The organism is Mesorhizobium sp. M4B.F.Ca.ET.203.01.1.1 (assembly GCF_004791025.1).
Taxonomy (GTDB): domain Bacteria; phylum Pseudomonadota; class Alphaproteobacteria; order Rhizobiales; family Rhizobiaceae; genus Mesorhizobium; species Mesorhizobium abyssinicae.
In genome coordinates, this window is record NZ_SRUO01000023.1 from 1 (window position 1) to 15,132 (window position 15,132).

The window sequence follows — 15,132 nt, forward strand, 5'->3', positions numbered from 1 at the left end:
CAAGGTGCGCGTCGCCATGAGCAACGCCTTCGCCATGGGCGGCACGAACGCAGTTCTGGCATTCAGGCAGGTGTAGAAGCCATGCAAGACGCCTCATTTGAGGTCACCTGTCGTATCTAGCTGCTTGAGGGGCGGGGCATTGTGATACAGGGGGAGCTGTGGGGCCCCTCTTTCTCGGCCTCGACGATGTGGAAGGAGCCTGTGCGGCGAAACGGGCCGGCCCCCCAGGCCCAGAACTTGGGCGAAACCAACTCCCACCAAAGGACAGCCGGTTTAGTAGCCGAACAATGAAGCCTCGCTCGACGAGCCGCCGCCTCTACTGTCAGCGGCATCACGCGGTTGAAGCGAACAGCGCAGCGGCTACTGTTCCGCACAACTCGGATGGCAATTGGGACAAGTCCGCACATGTCGTCACGTACGCTGAACGCCGCAGGTACAGCCAAATTGGGGGCGGGGCGTTTCTGCCGTTTTGATAGAATTCTATCAAACTGACAATTTTCCTTGCACAAATGCAAGGAGAGCTCGATTGACCCCTCCCTCTCTTGCGTCAACGATGGGTTTGCAGGCTGCGGTGCGGCAGAAGCCGGACAGAACGGCGACCGGTCGAGTAAAGGCCTGCGCAAACCGCATATTGCGAGCGCCCGCGCGGAGGAGAAGACGCTCGTCCTGGTGAAAGGCAACGATGCTCAGGCGCCATTGCCATTTGCCGAGGGCGTCCGCGCGCCGGAAATTTCGAGGCACAAAGGTGAGATCGAGAATGATAATGACGAAAAACAACACAGCTCACCGTCAAGTGCAGTTCCACCGGCGGGTGGCGGAGTGGGATGGGCTGCCAAATGGAGCGTAAAAAGATCAGCAAGGAGATGCTTGGCGATAGTCTGGCGCTGCGCAAGCTGCGTGAGCACCTTGTCAAGGTGGCCAAGGCGAAGACTACGGTCATGTTGCGAGGTGAATCCGGAACCGGCAAGGAGCTGGTTGCCAAAGCCATTCACGAACTCTCGCCTCGCGCCAAGCAGCCCTTCATCAAGGTCAATTGCGCGGCGCTCACCGAGACGCTTCTGGAATCTGACTTGTTCGGTCATGAGAAGGGTTCCTTCACCGACGCGATCAATTTGCGCAAGGGGCGCTTTGAGGCTGCCGACAAAGGCACATTGTTTCTGGACGAGATTGGCGAAATATCGGGCTCGTTCCAGGCTAAGCTGCTGCGTGTCCTGCAGGAGCAGGAGTTTGAGCGTGTCGGCAGCAACCACACCATTAAAGTCGATGTTCGCGTGATTGCCGCAACCAACAGGGACTTGGAAAAGGCAGTTCAACGCAAGGAGTTCCGGCAAGACCTCTATTACCGCATCAGCGTCGTCACTTTACGCGTGCCGGCATTGCGCGAAAGGCGAGGTGATATTCCGCTCTTGGCCGCTCAGTTTCTCAAGAATTTCAATACTGAGAATGATCACACGCTGACCTTCGCTCCCGAAGCGATTGAGGTGCTAATGAATTGCGAATTTCCAGGCAACATCCGAGAGCTCGAAAACTGCGTTCAACGGACGGCAGTTCTGGCGACGGGTCCATCAATCCTCAGAACTGACTTTGCCTGTTGCGTGGGTGAGTGCTTGGCCGCGGCGCTGTGGAAGAACGGACCGCCGACGTCAGAGAACTCGACTACGATCGAGCCTTCCGCCGCCCGTGCCGCCCCGCCCGTCGGCGACGGGCAAGCGCCGATAGGCCCTGCCACGACTCGTGGTAGGGTGCCCGATGCCGATACGGTCATTGCCGCCATGGAAAAGTGTGGCTGGGTGCAGGCAAAGGCGGCGCGCCTGCTCGGTTTGACCCCGCGCCAGATCGGCTACGTGCTGAGAAAACACGGCATCGAGATCAAGCGTCTCTGAAACAACCCGCCGAGCAAGAGCTGGAGCAGGTCAAGCATTGGTGCTCTGGCGCCGAGCCCATCGGCCACCTTACGAACGTGGGTGTGAACAGCGCTGCCAAGATTCCGGCCGTGTGCTTTCTACCACCAGTCGTACTGGGGCTCTGCGGCTGACAAAACTAAGAAGGAGGAATCCTATGGCTAGTAACTTCGCTCTACACCGCAAGGGCAAATCCAATCCGACGTGCCTGAAATCCAGAAATAATCGATGTATCATTGGTGACACGCCAGCATGCGTAGAGGCGACGCGCAGATCTCCGCTGGCGGGACCTGGTCGATACATAAGCTGATCGCTTGCCGCTCGATATCGCGCCAATCTGATCTGAAAGAAATAAGTAGTTTTGGGAATAGGGATTAAGCATGCCAACGCGCTTCAGAACGATCAAATTGTTTTTAGCAACAACGGCGCTCTTCGCACCAAATCTGTCCTTGGCCCAGGAATCAGTCGCGTCGCCTGCGCCGGTGGCAGATGCCGAATATTCCAGAAATTGGGGCCTGAGTATGATCAACGCCCTGCCCGCCTACCTTAAAGGCTATACGGGCAAGGGCGTCGTCGTTGCGATTGTGGATACAGGACTGGATATCAACCATCCCGAATTCGTGGCGCGCATTTCGAAGGCGCTGCACAACTTCGGGACGGATAAACGCTTGGCTGACGTCAGCCATTCTGTCGACAAAGACGGTGTGCCTGACGGACACGGGACCCATGTGGCGGGGATAATCGGCGCCGCGCGCGACGGCACGGGCATGCAGGGCGTGGCCTATGAATCGACAGTATTGCCCCTTCGAGCAGTGGATATCGGCGACCCAGATGATCCCGAGATGGACCCGACCAATGAAGCGATCGAATACGCGATTGGTGCGGGAGCTGGCGTGCTCAATGGGAGCTACGGGCCAGGCCTGTTGCTGGGGCGGTATCTCAAGGACGAGAACGGCCAACTGAAACTCGATGGCAAGGGATATGCCATCGATAATAAAAACTATGAGATTCTCGACTATCAGGCCATCTATGATGATCCGAGCAATCTCGTCGATACCTACAATACGTTGAAGAAGGCGGCTAAGGCGGACATCGTGCTCGTCTTCGCCGCCGGTAATGATGCCAGTACCGACGACCAACCCGGCGCTGCTTCGGCGATTCCCAGCGGCATCGGCACGTTGCCGTTAATAACGCCAGAAAATACCAAAGATGGAAATCTTTATAAGTTCATCGACACAAACGATCAAACAAACAAAGGTTTCGATTTCAATAACCCAAATACATACAAGATAGTGAGCGGGTCTGATGTCTCGAAGCTCGACTTCTCGGATCTGGCAGGCTCGCTGATAACAGTCGTTGCTGTCGGCAAGGATGGCAAGATTGCCAGCTATAGCAATAGATGCGGAGCCACAGCAGAGTGGTGCCTCGCGGCTCCGGGTGGCGATATTAATGCCGATCCCGATAATCCGATTGATGAGAACGGCATTTATTCTACCTGGCCACAAGGGGATCGGGCGAACAAGAACAACCCGTATAAGTACGAGGAAGGTACTTCCATGGCAACGCCGCATGTTGCTGGCGCGGCGGCAGTGATCCGGTCGGCATTCCCTTACATGAACGCCCGCCAGACCATTGAAACCCTCCTGACAACGACGACCACCAAAGGGTTCGAGGATGAACAAGTCTTCGGCCAGGGTCTGCTCAATCTCGGCGTTGCGATCGAGGGTCCGGGCGAGTTCCGCTACGCCGGCGTCTTCGACGTCGACACCAAAGGCTACTCCTCGATCTGGTCGAATTCAATCTCGGGCGCCGGAGACCTGACGAAGCGCGGCGAAGGAGCGCTGATCCTGTCCGGCGAAAACAGCTACAGCGGGCCGACCAAGGTGCTTGGAGGCATACTCGCCGTCGATGGCCGCATTGTTTCGAAGGTAGGCGTCTCGGCTACTGGTACCCTTACGGGTATCGGTGCAGTCGGCTCTCTTACGGTTGGCGCAGGCGGCACCGTCGCTCCTGGCAGCGTGCTCGATCCAAGCAAGGGGGTTGCAGTGCTCACCGTCAACGGTGACTTCGTGCAGCAGGCCGGGTCGACCTATTTGGCGGGTATCGCACCGAGCAAGGCTTCAGATCTCATCGACGTTGCCGGCAGTGCCGCCATCAACAAGGGAGCGAGCGTCAACCTGGTGCGTGAAGGTGCCGGGCATTTCTCAGTCGATACCCGCTACACGCTTCTGACCGCCGCTGGCGGCGTGATCGGGACCTACGGCGGGCTGACAGGAGGCCTCTTTACAGACTCGCCCTTCGTCGATTTCGAACTCGCTTATGACCCGACCAACGTCTATCTCGACGTCGATCGCAATTCTGTCACCTTTGCCGATGTCGGCAATACCTTCAATCAGCGATCCGTGGGCGCGGCTGCGGAAGCCCTTGGTTCCGGCAACACGATCCACGACAACATCCTCTTCCTGACGGGACAGGGATCCCGCAACGCATTCGATCAGCTTTCGGGCGAGATCCATGCTTCCGTTCACAGCGCCTTTGTCGAAGACAGCCATTTCGTCCGTGACGCCGCCGGCGATCGCATTCGCGCAGCGTTCGCAGGCGTGGGCGCATCAACCGTGCCGGTCATGGCATATGGACCGGAAGGCCCGGAACTGGCTCCCGCGACCAGCGAAAACTTCGCCGTCTGGGGCAGCGGTTTCGGCGCCTGGGGACATTTGGACGGAGACGGCAACGCTGCTCGCCTCGACCGCTCGACGGGAGGCTTTATTGCAGGCGGCGATGCGGCCATCGGCGAAAGCTGGCGGCTCGGGCTTCTTGCCGGTTATAGCCATACGTCCATCCATGTGGATGATCGCGCCTCCTCCGGCTCAGGCAACAATTATCACCTCGGGATCTACGCTGGCACGCAGCGTGGCCCTCACAGCTTCCGTTCCGGCCTTGCCTATACGTGGAACCGCATCGAGACCGGCAGGTCGGTGGCGTTTCCGGGCTTCTCCGACAGCCTTTCGGCCGATTACCATGCCGGCACGTTCCAGGCTTTCGGCGAACTCGGCTCTCGACTGGATACAGCTTCCGTATCTTTCGAGCCCTATGCGAACCTAGCCTATGTGAACTTCAACGCGGATGGCTTCACAGAGCATGGCGGTGCCGCTGCGCTTTCCGGAAAAGACCGGTCGAGCGACACGACATTCACCACGATAGGGCTGCGCGCCTCGACCGCTTTCCCGCTTGGTTCCGTCAATACAACCGCCCGTGGCGGTATCGGCTGGCGTCATGCGTTCGGCGATGTGGTGCCTGAAACGGCGCTTGCCTTCACAGGCGGCTCATCCTTCGCCGTGGAGGGAACGCCAATCGCAAAGAACGCTGCCGTCTTCGAAGCTGGTATCGATGTCAACCTTACCGACAAGGCAACCATCGGGCTTACCTATAAAGGTCAGCTTGCCTCGGACGCGCAGGAGCATGGCTTCAACGCCAAACTCAGTGTTCGGTTTTAATCGCCGCAAGGGAGGGCGATATGTCATGCCCGATTCCAGCAGCGAACTGACAGCCATCTCTATTGAAAGATCTTATCGCCTTGCAATGGCCGACCATCCTTCGGCCATTGCTGCTTTTGCTTTCCGGAAGGAGTGTTTCGTGAACAAAGTAATTCTAATTGCGATTTGGCAGGGTGCCTTTCTTTCGCTGCCGGGTGCAGTACGTCCGACGGCGGCAACTGGGTGAAGGACGAGACGCCGCGCAGTGCTGCCCAGCAGGACTACACTGAATGCAAGTATCAGTCGGAAATGGCGACGGCGACGATCGGAACGAATAGCCGCCCGAAAACGATGACAGATGCAATCGGGGACGGTGTCGGGGATCGTATCGTCAAGGGTATGGAACAAGGCAATCTCGTCAAGGATTGCATGAGAGCCCGCGGCTACACTCAATCCTGACAGGCAACTCATGGGCTTCCGCCGCTATCGAAGGGATTGTAAAGGACGCGTCGATCTTCGAGAAACGAGGAAGCGGCGTACGATTTCTGTCTCTGAGGGGCTGGGGTCCGACCATGACACGCCGAAGACAGGTGTACTGATACCGGTTACCCGGCGTGCGGTCTCGGCAGTGACCTTGCTGCTCTAGCGAATAAATTGCGCTACTGCCTGCTAGCCGACCCTAAGTCTGGCCTGCTTCAAATGAGGTTGATGCTCGGTCGGCCGAAGCGAATGAGCAGCCATCGCGGCAATGAAAACCTCGGGCGTTTTTAGGTAGCGCTCCAGCTTGTTCTCCCTCATGAGCACTACGAACAGAGCGCACGTTTTCGCCTGACAATTGACCGACTTGGTAGGGTTGAACTCTATGTCAGTGAAACCGGCATACCGCATTTCGCCGTCCACTCGATTTTTGAGCCATACACGGTGAGGAAAGATGGCATTGAGATAAAGCCAATCGTAGAACACGGTCGTGGGTTCTAGCGGGAACTCGAAGCCGTCGAATTTGAAGCCCACCAGTGCGCCGGATTCGCGGAGTCGTGGCTCGCGCTTCGCATCGCGCGGTTCAACCTCGTACAGATCGGTGTACGGCCCGCCACGCTCGAATACCTTACTTCCCTGAAAGGCGTTCTCCAGCGGTATCTCGCCGATGCTGGTCCTCACGCGCAGGTGAAACGCGCTAAGATGCTGGCCGGCGACTTCATCAGACTTGCTAGACACTTCTAGCAGCGGCGCATATCCGGCTTTCTTGGCGGCCTCATGCAGCGACCGTATATTCTTCTTCTTCTGAACCTCAGCGAAGCCACCGGCCCACGGAATTTCGAAATCCAATCGCCTGACGTAACCTTCGTCCTCGGTTGCAGGGATAAAGACTGGTCTCTCAGCCATTCTAAATGTTCCTTATTAAGCCCAGCAGAATGACATGGGGAACCAACACCTCGTATTTCTCCGCCTGAGTGAGACGCGCCTTAATCGCCGAATCCTTCCAGTCCGTTCGGGTGTAAAGTATCTCAAAATCGATTAGCGGTTCAGCCTCTCCGATAGGAATCGATTCGACGCCAGCTTTGTTCGCGACATCGTTGGTAAAACGAACACCCGTGAACTGCATTACCGAGGGGTGTATTTGCAGAAAGATCGTGTCCGTAATCCTCCCATCCTGCCGGGCAACGTACTCCATCGGATGGGTGCTACGAAAGCAAAGGTGGACGTAGTTGCCCATTCCCTTCAACGCGTCGGCGTCACGACTCCATTCATTGCCGCCCGGTGCCGGAACCTTGACCTTCTTCTGGTCAAGCTGCGCGAGTGGATAGAGTCCTCCCATTTCTTTAATCACCGGCAGGTTCCTCCGGTCGGTGAAGTGATAGAGCAGCGGCACCTTATCAAGAGTATCAATTGCCATGTTCCCCTCCGTCGCAGGCCGGTAGCAGCCTTGCCCCACACGGGTGGAATCTTACGGCAGTCATCGTCCGAACGCCATGATCCGAGGCGAGGTGTTCAGATTGGCGACGTTTCTCAATTGTTCTATACGATTAAAATAGAATTCTACATCGCCAACTATGGTTCGAAATCGTCGTGCACGGCAGCTCCACAACGATCATCATCCCGGATCGGACTGTGCGGGAGCTGCAATCGCAGCCGCGCGAAGGCGACCGTGTTGTCACGAGCAACGACGCGCTCCTCCTCGATGCACAGGATCTGGGCCAATTGCTGCGGGTCGGCGGCGACAAAGGCACTGTCTTCAACCGCGGCGGGCCTGGCGAAGCGGGCATTGTGAGCCGGCAGATAGGTCTGTGCGACGAAGCGGTTGGCGGCCTCGATATCAGCCATGCCGGCCAGTGCCAGTTCCCTCGGCAGTCGGTCCTGCAAGGTTGAGAACATCCGCTCGGAGCGGCCCCTGGCTCCAGGCGAATAGGCTGGAATATGTTCGATGCCGAGCCGCTCGAGCGCCCGACCGACCTGGGTCATGCGAATCTTGTCGACAGCCCCGCCCGCCTTGAGCGTCACGAAATAGTGTCTGCCACGATCGCTGTAGAGGCTTGACGGCAATCCCTTGGCGACAAAGGTCTCCAGAAGTCCCTGGAAGCTCGACGCCGTGCCTTCCTCCTCGATCAGAAAGGCCGAATAGATCGTGCTCGTCGCATCGTCCATAGTCACGATCAGATCCAGCATCGGCCCACTCGCCAGCCACTGATGACGGCTGCCGTCCTGGTGTAGCATCATCCCTTCGCACGGCTTCCTTTCCCGCTTGCGCCGGTGAGCACCGCGCCGCTTGGCCCGTTCCACCAGGCCCGCCGCGTGAAGCTGCGTCTTGATGAAGGTGTAGCCCCAGCTGAAATCGTGATCGCGCAGCAGGTGCTCGTGGAAATGCTTCACGTTCCAGCCAAGGTAGCGATGGCGATAAAGCTCCAGCATCTCCTCGATCGCCTCCACTGGCACCCGGCGCGTCGAAAGCTTGCCCAAACGCCGGTCCAGCAACCCAGCCTCCCCGGCCTCTTCGTAACGGTCGCGATAACGCCGAAATTGCCGCTCCGACATGCCCAGCAACTCGCCTGCCTCCATCATCGAGAGATCGCCGCCAGTCCAACGGCTCAATACGTCCCGAAACTTCTGTATTCTCCGTCCTGGAGCCACGCTGCCCGCTTCATCCCCAGCTTCCATTCGCTGGCGATGAAACCGGACAACTCCTGTGCTACCTAATCCGGACAAATCATGTGCTTACGACACGCCGGAGCGGAACGCTTGCCTGCGGCATCGCGGTCGGGTAATTGTTGCAGATACGTCGGCCCGAAGATCGGCATCGATTTTCGGGCCGACGCGTCGTTTCAATCGGATAGAGCGCCATTCTCGCCTCGAAGGCACGCGCGGCGCTCCACGACAAGGGGGCAACGGAGCTTTGCTGATGTCGGATTCGTCCAGGATTTGTGCGGTGGCCGCGGCCACCCTCATGGCGCTTTCCGCGTCGTTGGCAGCTCAGGAAGCCGGGCTGCCGGGCGGTGCTTCCTCGCTGAAGGAGACCTATGAGGACTGGGATCTCTCCTGCCAGGCCACGCCGACGCTGGTATGCGCGGCTACCTATCAGCAGTCGCAGCAGAACGGACGGCGCCTGCTTGCGGTCGAATTGGGCAAGGGGCAGGAGGACGGCATTGCGGGCAATCTCGTCCTGCCCTTCGGCCTGCAACTCGCCGTCGGCGCGACGCTTCAGGTCGACGATGGGCAAGCGGGCAAGCCGCTGCCCTTCTCGACCTGCCTGCCCGCCGGCTGCTTCGTGCCCCTCAGCTTCGACGCGAAAGCAGCCGCGTCGCTGCGCACGGGCACAACGCTCAAGGTCACGGTTAAGAGTCTCGACCAGAAGGATGTGCCCTTGTCGGTTTCATTGAAGGGTTTGACGGCGGCGCTGGACAGGTTGAAGGTGCTGCTCGGGGCTTAGATTGGGGGCTGGCTGGCTGATGATCTCGGTTGTCACTTTCCTTTGTTCCACTACGGCTTTTCGACATTTTGGTCAGATAATCCCCACGCGCGAGAAGCGCGCGGTCTCGGCCTGAGTGATCTCGGGCGGGCGAGTGGCGCCCGACGCTTCCGACTCCGCGGCAGCGATCCGCTCGATCGCCTTCTTCACCTTTGCACGAACATTCTCGTCGAACGTCCGTACACTGACCTTGAGGAGGGTCTCATCCGGGATTACGTCGTACTTTGTCCCCGCATTGATCGCGCCCACCTTTACAATCATCGCGGCTGTCCTGAGGGAGAGAAGAGTAATGATGCGCAGAACGTTTCTCATGGCGGGCGTGTCCCTGTCTGCCGTAGCGGTCGGCAAGTCCTTAGCCGCGTCGGTATTCCTCGACTACACACAGGAGCAACTGGATACGGCGTATGACCAGTCATTCTGGGCGCCGCGGATGGCGGAACTGGAGGAAGGCGATGGCATCGCCAGCGCCGAGGTCCGGCGCGCGATGCCGCCGCGTCCGGCAAAATACGGTCCAGATGCCAGAGATCTCATCGATGTGTTCGCGCCTGGGATGCCAAGGCCGCCCCGGTCCTGGTCTTCATCCATGGCGGTGCCTGGACCCGAAACACTCGCGAGGATGCATCCTATCCGGCCCCGACCTTCGTTTCGCGCGGGGCGGCCTATGCCGCGCCTGACTTCGGCAGTGTGAAAACGCTGACGCTGCGACAGATGGTCGAGAATTGCAGGCGGGCGGTGGAGTGGACGATGAAGAATGCCGCCAGTTTCGGCGGCGACCCGAACCGGGTGTATGTGGCGGGTCATTCTTCCGGCGCGCATCTGGCGGCCTGCGTCCTCATCACCGACTGGACGGAGCGCAGCCTACCGGCGGATGCCCTCAAGGGCGGCTTGCTGATGAGCGGCATGTATGATCTCTATCCGGTGATGCTTTCCTCGCGCAGCAGCTACCTGCATCTGACGGAGGGGGGAAGAGGCGGAATTCAGCCCGATGCGCCATCTCGACCGGATCACCTGCCCGATTGCCGTCGTGTCAGCCGACCAGGACAGTCCGGAGTTCAAGCGCCAGTCCGATGTGTTCGGTGAAGCGCTGCGCGGCATGGGGAGATTGGCCAGTCGAACGATAGCCTTCAACGCCAACCACTTCCAGGAACCCGAGCATCTGAAAGACCCCGACACTGAAGTCAGCCAGGCGGCGTTCAAGCTGATGGGGATCTGACACGGATGTGTTGCAAACTCTTCAGCTAATGGGATTGTTAGTTTCGTACAAAACGATGCACTTTCTCAATCTTAGAGGGTGTTTGGGAATTAAGTATTTCGGCGTTCGAGCGCGTTGCGCCGCGCTCATGGCACCCGTTGAGATGGGCATGAAAGTGAGTTCGACCGCTGGACAGTTGCCGACTTCGTCAGGTATTGGCCCTGCGACCGGTTGATCTGCGATATTTCCAAAATTCGCAGAAGTTGGTCGAGACGAAACTGTCGCCCCGGCTTGACCACGCGCCCGGCAGACCGAGTTACAAAGTTGCCGAGGCAGTTTGATGTGCGTTCCTGCATCACTGCACGGGACACGACCTGACGGGAGACTATGATGCGTAGCCAGAAAGAAAAGATGCTCGCAGGCGAGTTTTACAATGCGGCGGATCCGGAGATCCAAGCTGACCTGTTGGCCACCGGGGCTTGGCTCAAGCGGTACAATGATACGCTGGGGCAGACCACGGAGCATTGGCATGAGCTTTTGTCCGAGCGGCTGGGAGAGGTTGGGCGCGGAACGGTCATCCGTCCGCCCTTTTTTTGCGACTACGGATTCAATATCCGCATTGGCGCCAATGCCTACATCAACTTCAACTGCGTTATTCTTGACGTGGTAGAGGTCAAAATCGGGCAAGGAACGGCAATTGGGCCTGCCGTGCAGATTTATACCGCCGATCATCCACATGATGCCGAGCAGCGACAGGCCGGCCTGCAGGTCGGGCGTCCTGTTCGCATTGGCAGCCGTGTCTGGATCGGCGGTGGAGCAATCATTCTGCCTGGCGTCACGATTGGCGATAATGCGGTCGTAGGCGCTGGCAGCGTGGTCACACGCGATGTTCCCGCCGGGGCAAAGGTAGTGGGAATTCCTGCTCGCGTCGCCAACCCACATAAACAGGCATAATCAACCTCCTTGACCCTGGAGGTGCATGCGAACTGTCGAAACTGTGCCAAATTTCTGCCGAAGCCATTGAGCGCTGCATATCTTGTCGCGGTTCGGCTCGGGCGCTTCAGTTCTTTTGCCACGGGTGTCACAAAATCATGTGCGTAATGCCGCCGCAACGTGCTCACGTCCCGCAGCAGCGGGCCCTTTCACATGGCCCAACGAATTCAGAGCCTCCGTTGTGCTGCCAGTAGCATTACTGCTCAGATGTATTCCCAACTGAGTTTTCGCCCTTGGAGGCAAGCGACTCACCAGCAATCGCCGGCCATTAATCCTGGCTAGCATCGACCCCGACGAGGCGAGCCGCGGCGTTGCCGATCGGCATGTCGATGACCGTGATTGCGCCTTCGGCAAGGAAACGACGTTCGTTTCTGGTCAGCGTAGCCGAATCGATCACCGCAAAATGTGGGCCAGTGGAGCGCTTCATCATCTGTCTGGCATATGTGCGCAGCATCTGATCGTTGAAGCGACAGCCAACGAAGAAAAAGCCCCGGTTGACGCGCCGTTGCTTCACCACGTCCGGGATCGGCGTCTGGATATCAATTTCGGTTAGGACTTCGACGTAATCGGAATCAGCCACGAGGAAGTTTGCGGCCGGCCTGACGCTGCCGTGCGGCGCATAGAGCACCGTCCTTGCCACTTGTTCGGCGTCGAGTTCTGTTCCTGACAAATCGTAAGTTCTCGTCCAGATGTTACCAATTCCGGTCGCTCGCGTGGTTCCTTGTATCTCGACAACGTCTGTTTGGCCGGCCTCTGCAAGGGCTGCCCGCATGGCGCCATCGTACCAGCTGTCGATGATGACAGACAGTTGAAGGGTTGCGAGCCAGGCGTGAAGAACGGTCGGCTCGGCGGGGGCTGCGAATATCTCCGCCATCCACGCTTGAAGAGTCCGACGATGTCGGCGCTGCTCGATAAACTGCGCGACCGACCACATATTGGTGCGAATCCTGGAAGGGGCAGGCGCCCGCTTGTTGAGCGCCGCGGCGACATCTTCAGGGGTGCAAGGTGCAGGTGATTCCGGCGTGTTAAGCTGCAGAAGACCAGGACCGAGATAGGGGATCACTCGATCGGCCTTGAGAGCGCCCTTCAGCAGGTCAATCAGCTTTTTGGCAAAACTGCCCCGGACGACGACGAGATGGTCCCAGCTCAGCATCGTGTTCATACGCGTTTCCTCTCCGCCACTGAACCCACCGGCATCAGGCCCCGTCGGAAATCTTCATCGCCTCGACGGTGATCGGCAAACGCGTATCGCGCGGAAGGTCGGGCAGCATGAGCCGCCAACCGTTCCTGAGCGTCACGGTCCCGCCCCATAAGTCTGCGTTCTCAATCTCGGTGATCGGCTCTTCGAGATCCTTCTTGGGGACATAAGCCGACAAGCCAGTAGCGGTCCTGCGAATCATTACTTTCATCCGGCTGTTCCTCCGTTGGAAATGCCTTCAGCTCCGCAGGGAACCTCGACTTTGTCGAGGCTAATGAGTTCGCGCGCTCGCATGCCGACGACCGTGCCACGATCGATCCATTCGACCGCATAGATGAAGAATTGCTGGAGAAAGGTTCCAATGTCGCGCACGTAGCCTTCGTCGCCCTTCCGCACGAGGTTTTCGCCGATCTCCTTGCCGGGATAGGTGCCGTCGTTTTTTATGTGGCGTGTTGCACGGACCCGCTCACCCTGCATGAACCGTGGCGGTCTGCCGATTTCGACCTCCTGTTCGCGTCTGGACCACATGCTGTCCATTCCTTTCTCGAGGCTTTTGGTGTGGTCGCGGGTTGCAGGCGTCCTCGCGCGGCGAACCCGACCGTTTCGGTAGGAATCAAGCGGGAACGCAGGTTTTCGGTACCGGACAGACCGACACGCATTGCTGCTTATCGAAGGCCTCCTTGCATTCGGTGCACTTGATTGGATCGATCACATAGGCGTCGCCCTTGAACTTGATCGCTTCCGAGGGACATTCGAACTCGCAGGCCCCGCATTGGGTACATTGGGATGCGATGATCTTGAAAGCCATTCTAACTCCTGGTTATCGGACGAGACCGCTCAGGCCGTCGCCGCTAGTGGTCTGATCCCAAACTCTGCCGCGTAAAGTGCGCTGACTGCGGTCTCGATGTAGTCATGGCCATAGGCGTCGGTTACGCGCAGTCCAGCTCGCGAGAGTTGTTCCTTCGGGCGATTTCCGATCTTGGCGCATAGCACTATGTGTATGCCTTCCAGCGCAGCGAAGACGCCCTCGAGGGTGGCGTCTTCGCCCCCGCCTCCGAGGCAATACCGCTCGACCTTCCGATGCCCGACCAAGCTGATCCCTCTAGGCGAGACTTCATAAACCTGGAATTCCTTCGCGTGGCCGAAGTGTTCGTTGACGCGTCCACCTCCCTTTGTGGCCACCGCAACCAGAAGCGACTTTTCGGAGTCTGTTGCCTTGACCATACCGATGGCCTCGCTCCTCGCCGCCTCATGATCACGGCGCTCGTGTGCGACCACCTGCCGATAGGCCTGACGCTTGCCAGCATCGTAGGTGACATCGTCGGGAATCCCATCCAGCGTGAATTCCTGGCCACGATCTTCACCGAGCAGGCCGACAGCATCTGCCCGGCACTGCCGGCAGTGGCGCATCAACTTGGCGCCACCTTCAAGTCGATCCTGAAGAGCCATCATCTCCATTGCCGTTGGGCCGCGCTGCCCGATGAGTCCGTAGTGGGTGCCGTGCGCCGGGTCCGAAATCAGAGGCATCACGTTGTGCAGGAACGCGCCCCGCTCCTTGACCATTTTGTTCACCTCAAACAGGTGCTGGTCGTTCACTCCAGGAATCATCACCGAGTTGATTTTGGTGAGGATGCCGCGCGCGCTCAGCATCTCCAGGCCCAGCATCTGCCGCGCGTGCAAGATTCGAGCGGCTTCGATGCCGAAGTAGCGGCGATTTTCATAAAAAATCCAAGGATAGATCTTTGCGCCGACTTCCGGGTCGACCATGTTGATGGTGATCGTCACGTGATCAACATTCATTTCGGCAAGCTCAGCTACATGGTCCGGCAGCACGAGCCCGTTGGTGGAGACGCACAGCTTTATGTCGGGGATTTCCCTGATGACGCGGTCGAACGTTGCCTTCGTTTTCTCCCAGTCGTAACAGGCATCCCCCGGCCCAGCGATGCCAAGAACCGAAAGCTGCGGAACTTCGTTGGCAACCGCGATGACCTTGCGTAGCGCTTGGTCGGGCGTCAGCTTCTCAGACACAACACCAGGCCGGCTCTCGTTGGCGCAATCGTATTTGCGATTGCAGTAGTTGCACTGGACATTGCAAGCCGGCGCGACCGCCACATGCATACGCGCGAAATAGTGATGCGCTTCCTCCGAAAAGCAGGGGTGATCCTTGATCTTGTCCCAAATAGCCGGATCCACATCGCCCGGGCTGGTCGGCGACGAACCGTAGGAGGACGGTGCGCAGCCACCGGATTTCGCGGCTGCCAGAAAACCCTCGGATGTCGTGCTGGTCGGCCCCTCAATCGAAACTGTCGGTGAGGACATCAAACGGCTCCGTTGCTGGTAACGTCGCGGTTCAAGGTGCAAGAGCCATACCAACTTAAAAAAGCGGCTTCAGTTCACTATTTGGGTCGATGTCG

16 protein-coding genes and 1 pseudogene are annotated in these 15,132 nt (G+C 58.5%); 7 read left to right on the forward strand and 10 right to left on the reverse strand.

Going from position 1 to position 15,132, the window contains the following annotated elements:
* Positions 1-483 precede the first annotated feature (483 nt).
* Positions 484-777 (reverse strand): hypothetical protein, encoded by a 294-nt coding sequence (locus EN846_RS30700; protein WP_135914086.1) that lies wholly within the window; start codon positions 775-777, stop codon positions 484-486.
* A 62-nt stretch (positions 778-839) separates the two neighbouring features.
* Here EN846_RS30700 and nifA point away from each other — a divergent pair.
* The 4 genes and pseudogenes from nifA to EN846_RS30720 all read left to right on the forward strand — a co-directional run.
* Positions 840-1,883: pseudogene (gene nifA / locus EN846_RS30705) on the forward strand (nif-specific transcriptional activator NifA); the annotation flags it as partial.
* 398 nt (positions 1,884-2,281) lie between these two features.
* The gene (locus tag EN846_RS30710; RefSeq protein WP_091599561.1) at positions 2,282-5,395 is read left to right on the forward strand and encodes an autotransporter serine protease; all 3,114 of its coding nucleotides are present in this window, start codon (positions 2,282-2,284) and stop codon (positions 5,393-5,395) included.
* A gap of 25 nt (positions 5,396-5,420) precedes the next feature.
* On the forward strand, positions 5,421-5,621 hold the full coding sequence (locus EN846_RS30715) for a hypothetical protein (protein WP_126057638.1): 201 nt from the start codon (positions 5,421-5,423) through the stop codon (positions 5,619-5,621).
* Entirely contained in the window at positions 5,618-5,833 is a 216-nt protein-coding gene (locus EN846_RS30720; protein WP_126057639.1) for a hypothetical protein, read from the forward strand. The genes EN846_RS30715 and EN846_RS30720 overlap by 4 nt, the downstream gene beginning before the upstream one ends.
* Before the next feature lie 210 nt (positions 5,834-6,043).
* On the opposite strand, the gene EN846_RS30725 is transcribed toward EN846_RS30720, so the two are convergent.
* The 3 genes from EN846_RS30725 to EN846_RS30735 form a co-directional block, all read right to left on the reverse strand.
* Positions 6,044-6,757 (reverse strand): hypothetical protein, encoded by a 714-nt coding sequence (locus EN846_RS30725; RefSeq protein ID WP_091599555.1) that lies wholly within the window; start codon positions 6,755-6,757, stop codon positions 6,044-6,046.
* Position 6,758: 1 nt separating this feature from the next.
* The gene (locus EN846_RS30730) at positions 6,759-7,268 is read right to left on the reverse strand and encodes a DarT ssDNA thymidine ADP-ribosyltransferase family protein (RefSeq protein WP_126057640.1); all 510 of its coding nucleotides are present in this window, start codon (positions 7,266-7,268) and stop codon (positions 6,759-6,761) included.
* A gap of 155 nt (positions 7,269-7,423) precedes the next feature.
* Positions 7,424-8,527, reverse strand: coding sequence for an ISNCY family transposase (locus EN846_RS30735; RefSeq protein WP_126057641.1), 1,104 nt, complete (start codon positions 8,525-8,527; stop codon positions 7,424-7,426).
* A gap of 268 nt (positions 8,528-8,795) precedes the next feature.
* Between EN846_RS30735 and EN846_RS30740 the strand changes: the two genes are divergently transcribed.
* Positions 8,796-9,296, forward strand: a complete 501-nt coding sequence (locus tag EN846_RS30740) for an invasion associated locus B family protein (RefSeq protein ID WP_236473430.1) — start codon at positions 8,796-8,798, stop codon at positions 9,294-9,296.
* 72 nt (positions 9,297-9,368) lie between these two features.
* On the opposite strand, the gene EN846_RS30745 is transcribed toward EN846_RS30740, so the two are convergent.
* Positions 9,369-9,647 carry a peptidase dimerization domain-containing protein gene (locus EN846_RS30745; protein ID WP_091599544.1) on the reverse strand — a complete coding sequence of 93 codons (279 nt, stop codon included), beginning with the start codon at positions 9,645-9,647 and terminating at the stop codon, positions 9,369-9,371.
* Positions 9,648-10,320: 673 nt separating this feature from the next.
* Between EN846_RS30745 and EN846_RS30755 the strand changes: the two genes are divergently transcribed.
* Together EN846_RS30755 and EN846_RS30760 are read left to right on the forward strand one after the other, a co-directional pair.
* Complete coding sequence (locus tag EN846_RS30755) at positions 10,321-10,548, forward strand: hypothetical protein (RefSeq protein ID WP_126057642.1); 228 nt, start codon at positions 10,321-10,323, stop codon at positions 10,546-10,548.
* A gap of 366 nt (positions 10,549-10,914) precedes the next feature.
* Positions 10,915-11,481, forward strand: a complete 567-nt coding sequence (locus EN846_RS30760; protein ID WP_091599538.1) for a sugar O-acetyltransferase — start codon at positions 10,915-10,917, stop codon at positions 11,479-11,481.
* A 307-nt stretch (positions 11,482-11,788) separates the two neighbouring features.
* On the opposite strand, the gene EN846_RS30765 is transcribed toward EN846_RS30760, so the two are convergent.
* The 5 genes from EN846_RS30765 to nifB all read right to left on the reverse strand — a co-directional run bounded on the left by EN846_RS30765 (position 11,789) and on the right by nifB (position 15,037).
* A complete protein-coding gene (locus EN846_RS30765) occupies positions 11,789-12,682 on the reverse strand; it encodes an SIR2 family protein (protein WP_091599535.1) in 894 nt (297 codons plus the stop codon).
* A 34-nt stretch (positions 12,683-12,716) separates the two neighbouring features.
* Positions 12,717-12,929, reverse strand: coding sequence for a putative nitrogen fixation protein NifT (gene nifT, locus EN846_RS30770; RefSeq protein ID WP_024505230.1), 213 nt, complete (start codon positions 12,927-12,929; stop codon positions 12,717-12,719).
* On the reverse strand, positions 12,926-13,246 hold the full coding sequence (locus tag EN846_RS30775) for a nitrogen fixation protein NifZ (protein WP_029356589.1): 321 nt from the start codon (positions 13,244-13,246) through the stop codon (positions 12,926-12,928). Before EN846_RS30775 ends, nifT begins: the two co-directional genes overlap by 4 nt.
* A gap of 85 nt (positions 13,247-13,331) precedes the next feature.
* Positions 13,332-13,526, reverse strand: coding sequence for a 4Fe-4S dicluster domain-containing protein (locus EN846_RS30780; protein WP_091599532.1), 195 nt, complete (start codon positions 13,524-13,526; stop codon positions 13,332-13,334).
* 29 nt (positions 13,527-13,555) lie between these two features.
* Positions 13,556-15,037, reverse strand: coding sequence for a nitrogenase cofactor biosynthesis protein NifB (nifB, locus tag EN846_RS30785; protein WP_091599529.1), 1,482 nt, complete (start codon positions 15,035-15,037; stop codon positions 13,556-13,558).
* Positions 15,038-15,132 lie beyond the last annotated feature (95 nt).

Bases quoted from the DNA above. Each gene is read 5' to 3' on its own strand.
- EN846_RS30760 (WP_091599538.1), top strand. From the start codon at position 10,915: ATGATGCGTAGCCAGAAAGAAAAGATGCTCGCAGGCGAGTTTTACAAT.
- nifB (WP_091599529.1), bottom strand. From the start codon at position 15,037: ATGTCCTCACCGACAGTTTCGATTGAGGGGCCGACCAGCACGACATCC.
- EN846_RS30775 (WP_029356589.1), bottom strand. From the start codon at position 13,246: ATGTGGTCCAGACGCGAACAGGAGGTCGAAATCGGCAGACCGCCACGG.
- EN846_RS30715 (WP_126057638.1), top strand. From the start codon at position 5,421: ATGCCCGATTCCAGCAGCGAACTGACAGCCATCTCTATTGAAAGATCT.
- EN846_RS30780 (WP_091599532.1), bottom strand. From the start codon at position 13,526: ATGGCTTTCAAGATCATCGCATCCCAATGTACCCAATGCGGGGCCTGC.
- EN846_RS30730 (WP_126057640.1), bottom strand. From the start codon at position 7,268: ATGGCAATTGATACTCTTGATAAGGTGCCGCTGCTCTATCACTTCACC.
- EN846_RS30765 (WP_091599535.1), bottom strand. From the start codon at position 12,682: ATGAACACGATGCTGAGCTGGGACCATCTCGTCGTCGTCCGGGGCAGT.
- EN846_RS30735 (WP_126057641.1), bottom strand. From the start codon at position 8,527: ATGGAAGCTGGGGATGAAGCGGGCAGCGTGGCTCCAGGACGGAGAATA.
- EN846_RS30710 (WP_091599561.1), top strand. From the start codon at position 2,282: ATGCCAACGCGCTTCAGAACGATCAAATTGTTTTTAGCAACAACGGCG.
- EN846_RS30725 (WP_091599555.1), bottom strand. From the start codon at position 6,757: ATGGCTGAGAGACCAGTCTTTATCCCTGCAACCGAGGACGAAGGTTAC.
- EN846_RS30745 (WP_091599544.1), bottom strand. From the start codon at position 9,647: ATGAGAAACGTTCTGCGCATCATTACTCTTCTCTCCCTCAGGACAGCC.
- nifT (WP_024505230.1), bottom strand. From the start codon at position 12,929: ATGAAAGTAATGATTCGCAGGACCGCTACTGGCTTGTCGGCTTATGTC.
- EN846_RS30755 (WP_126057642.1), top strand. From the start codon at position 10,321: ATGCGCCATCTCGACCGGATCACCTGCCCGATTGCCGTCGTGTCAGCC.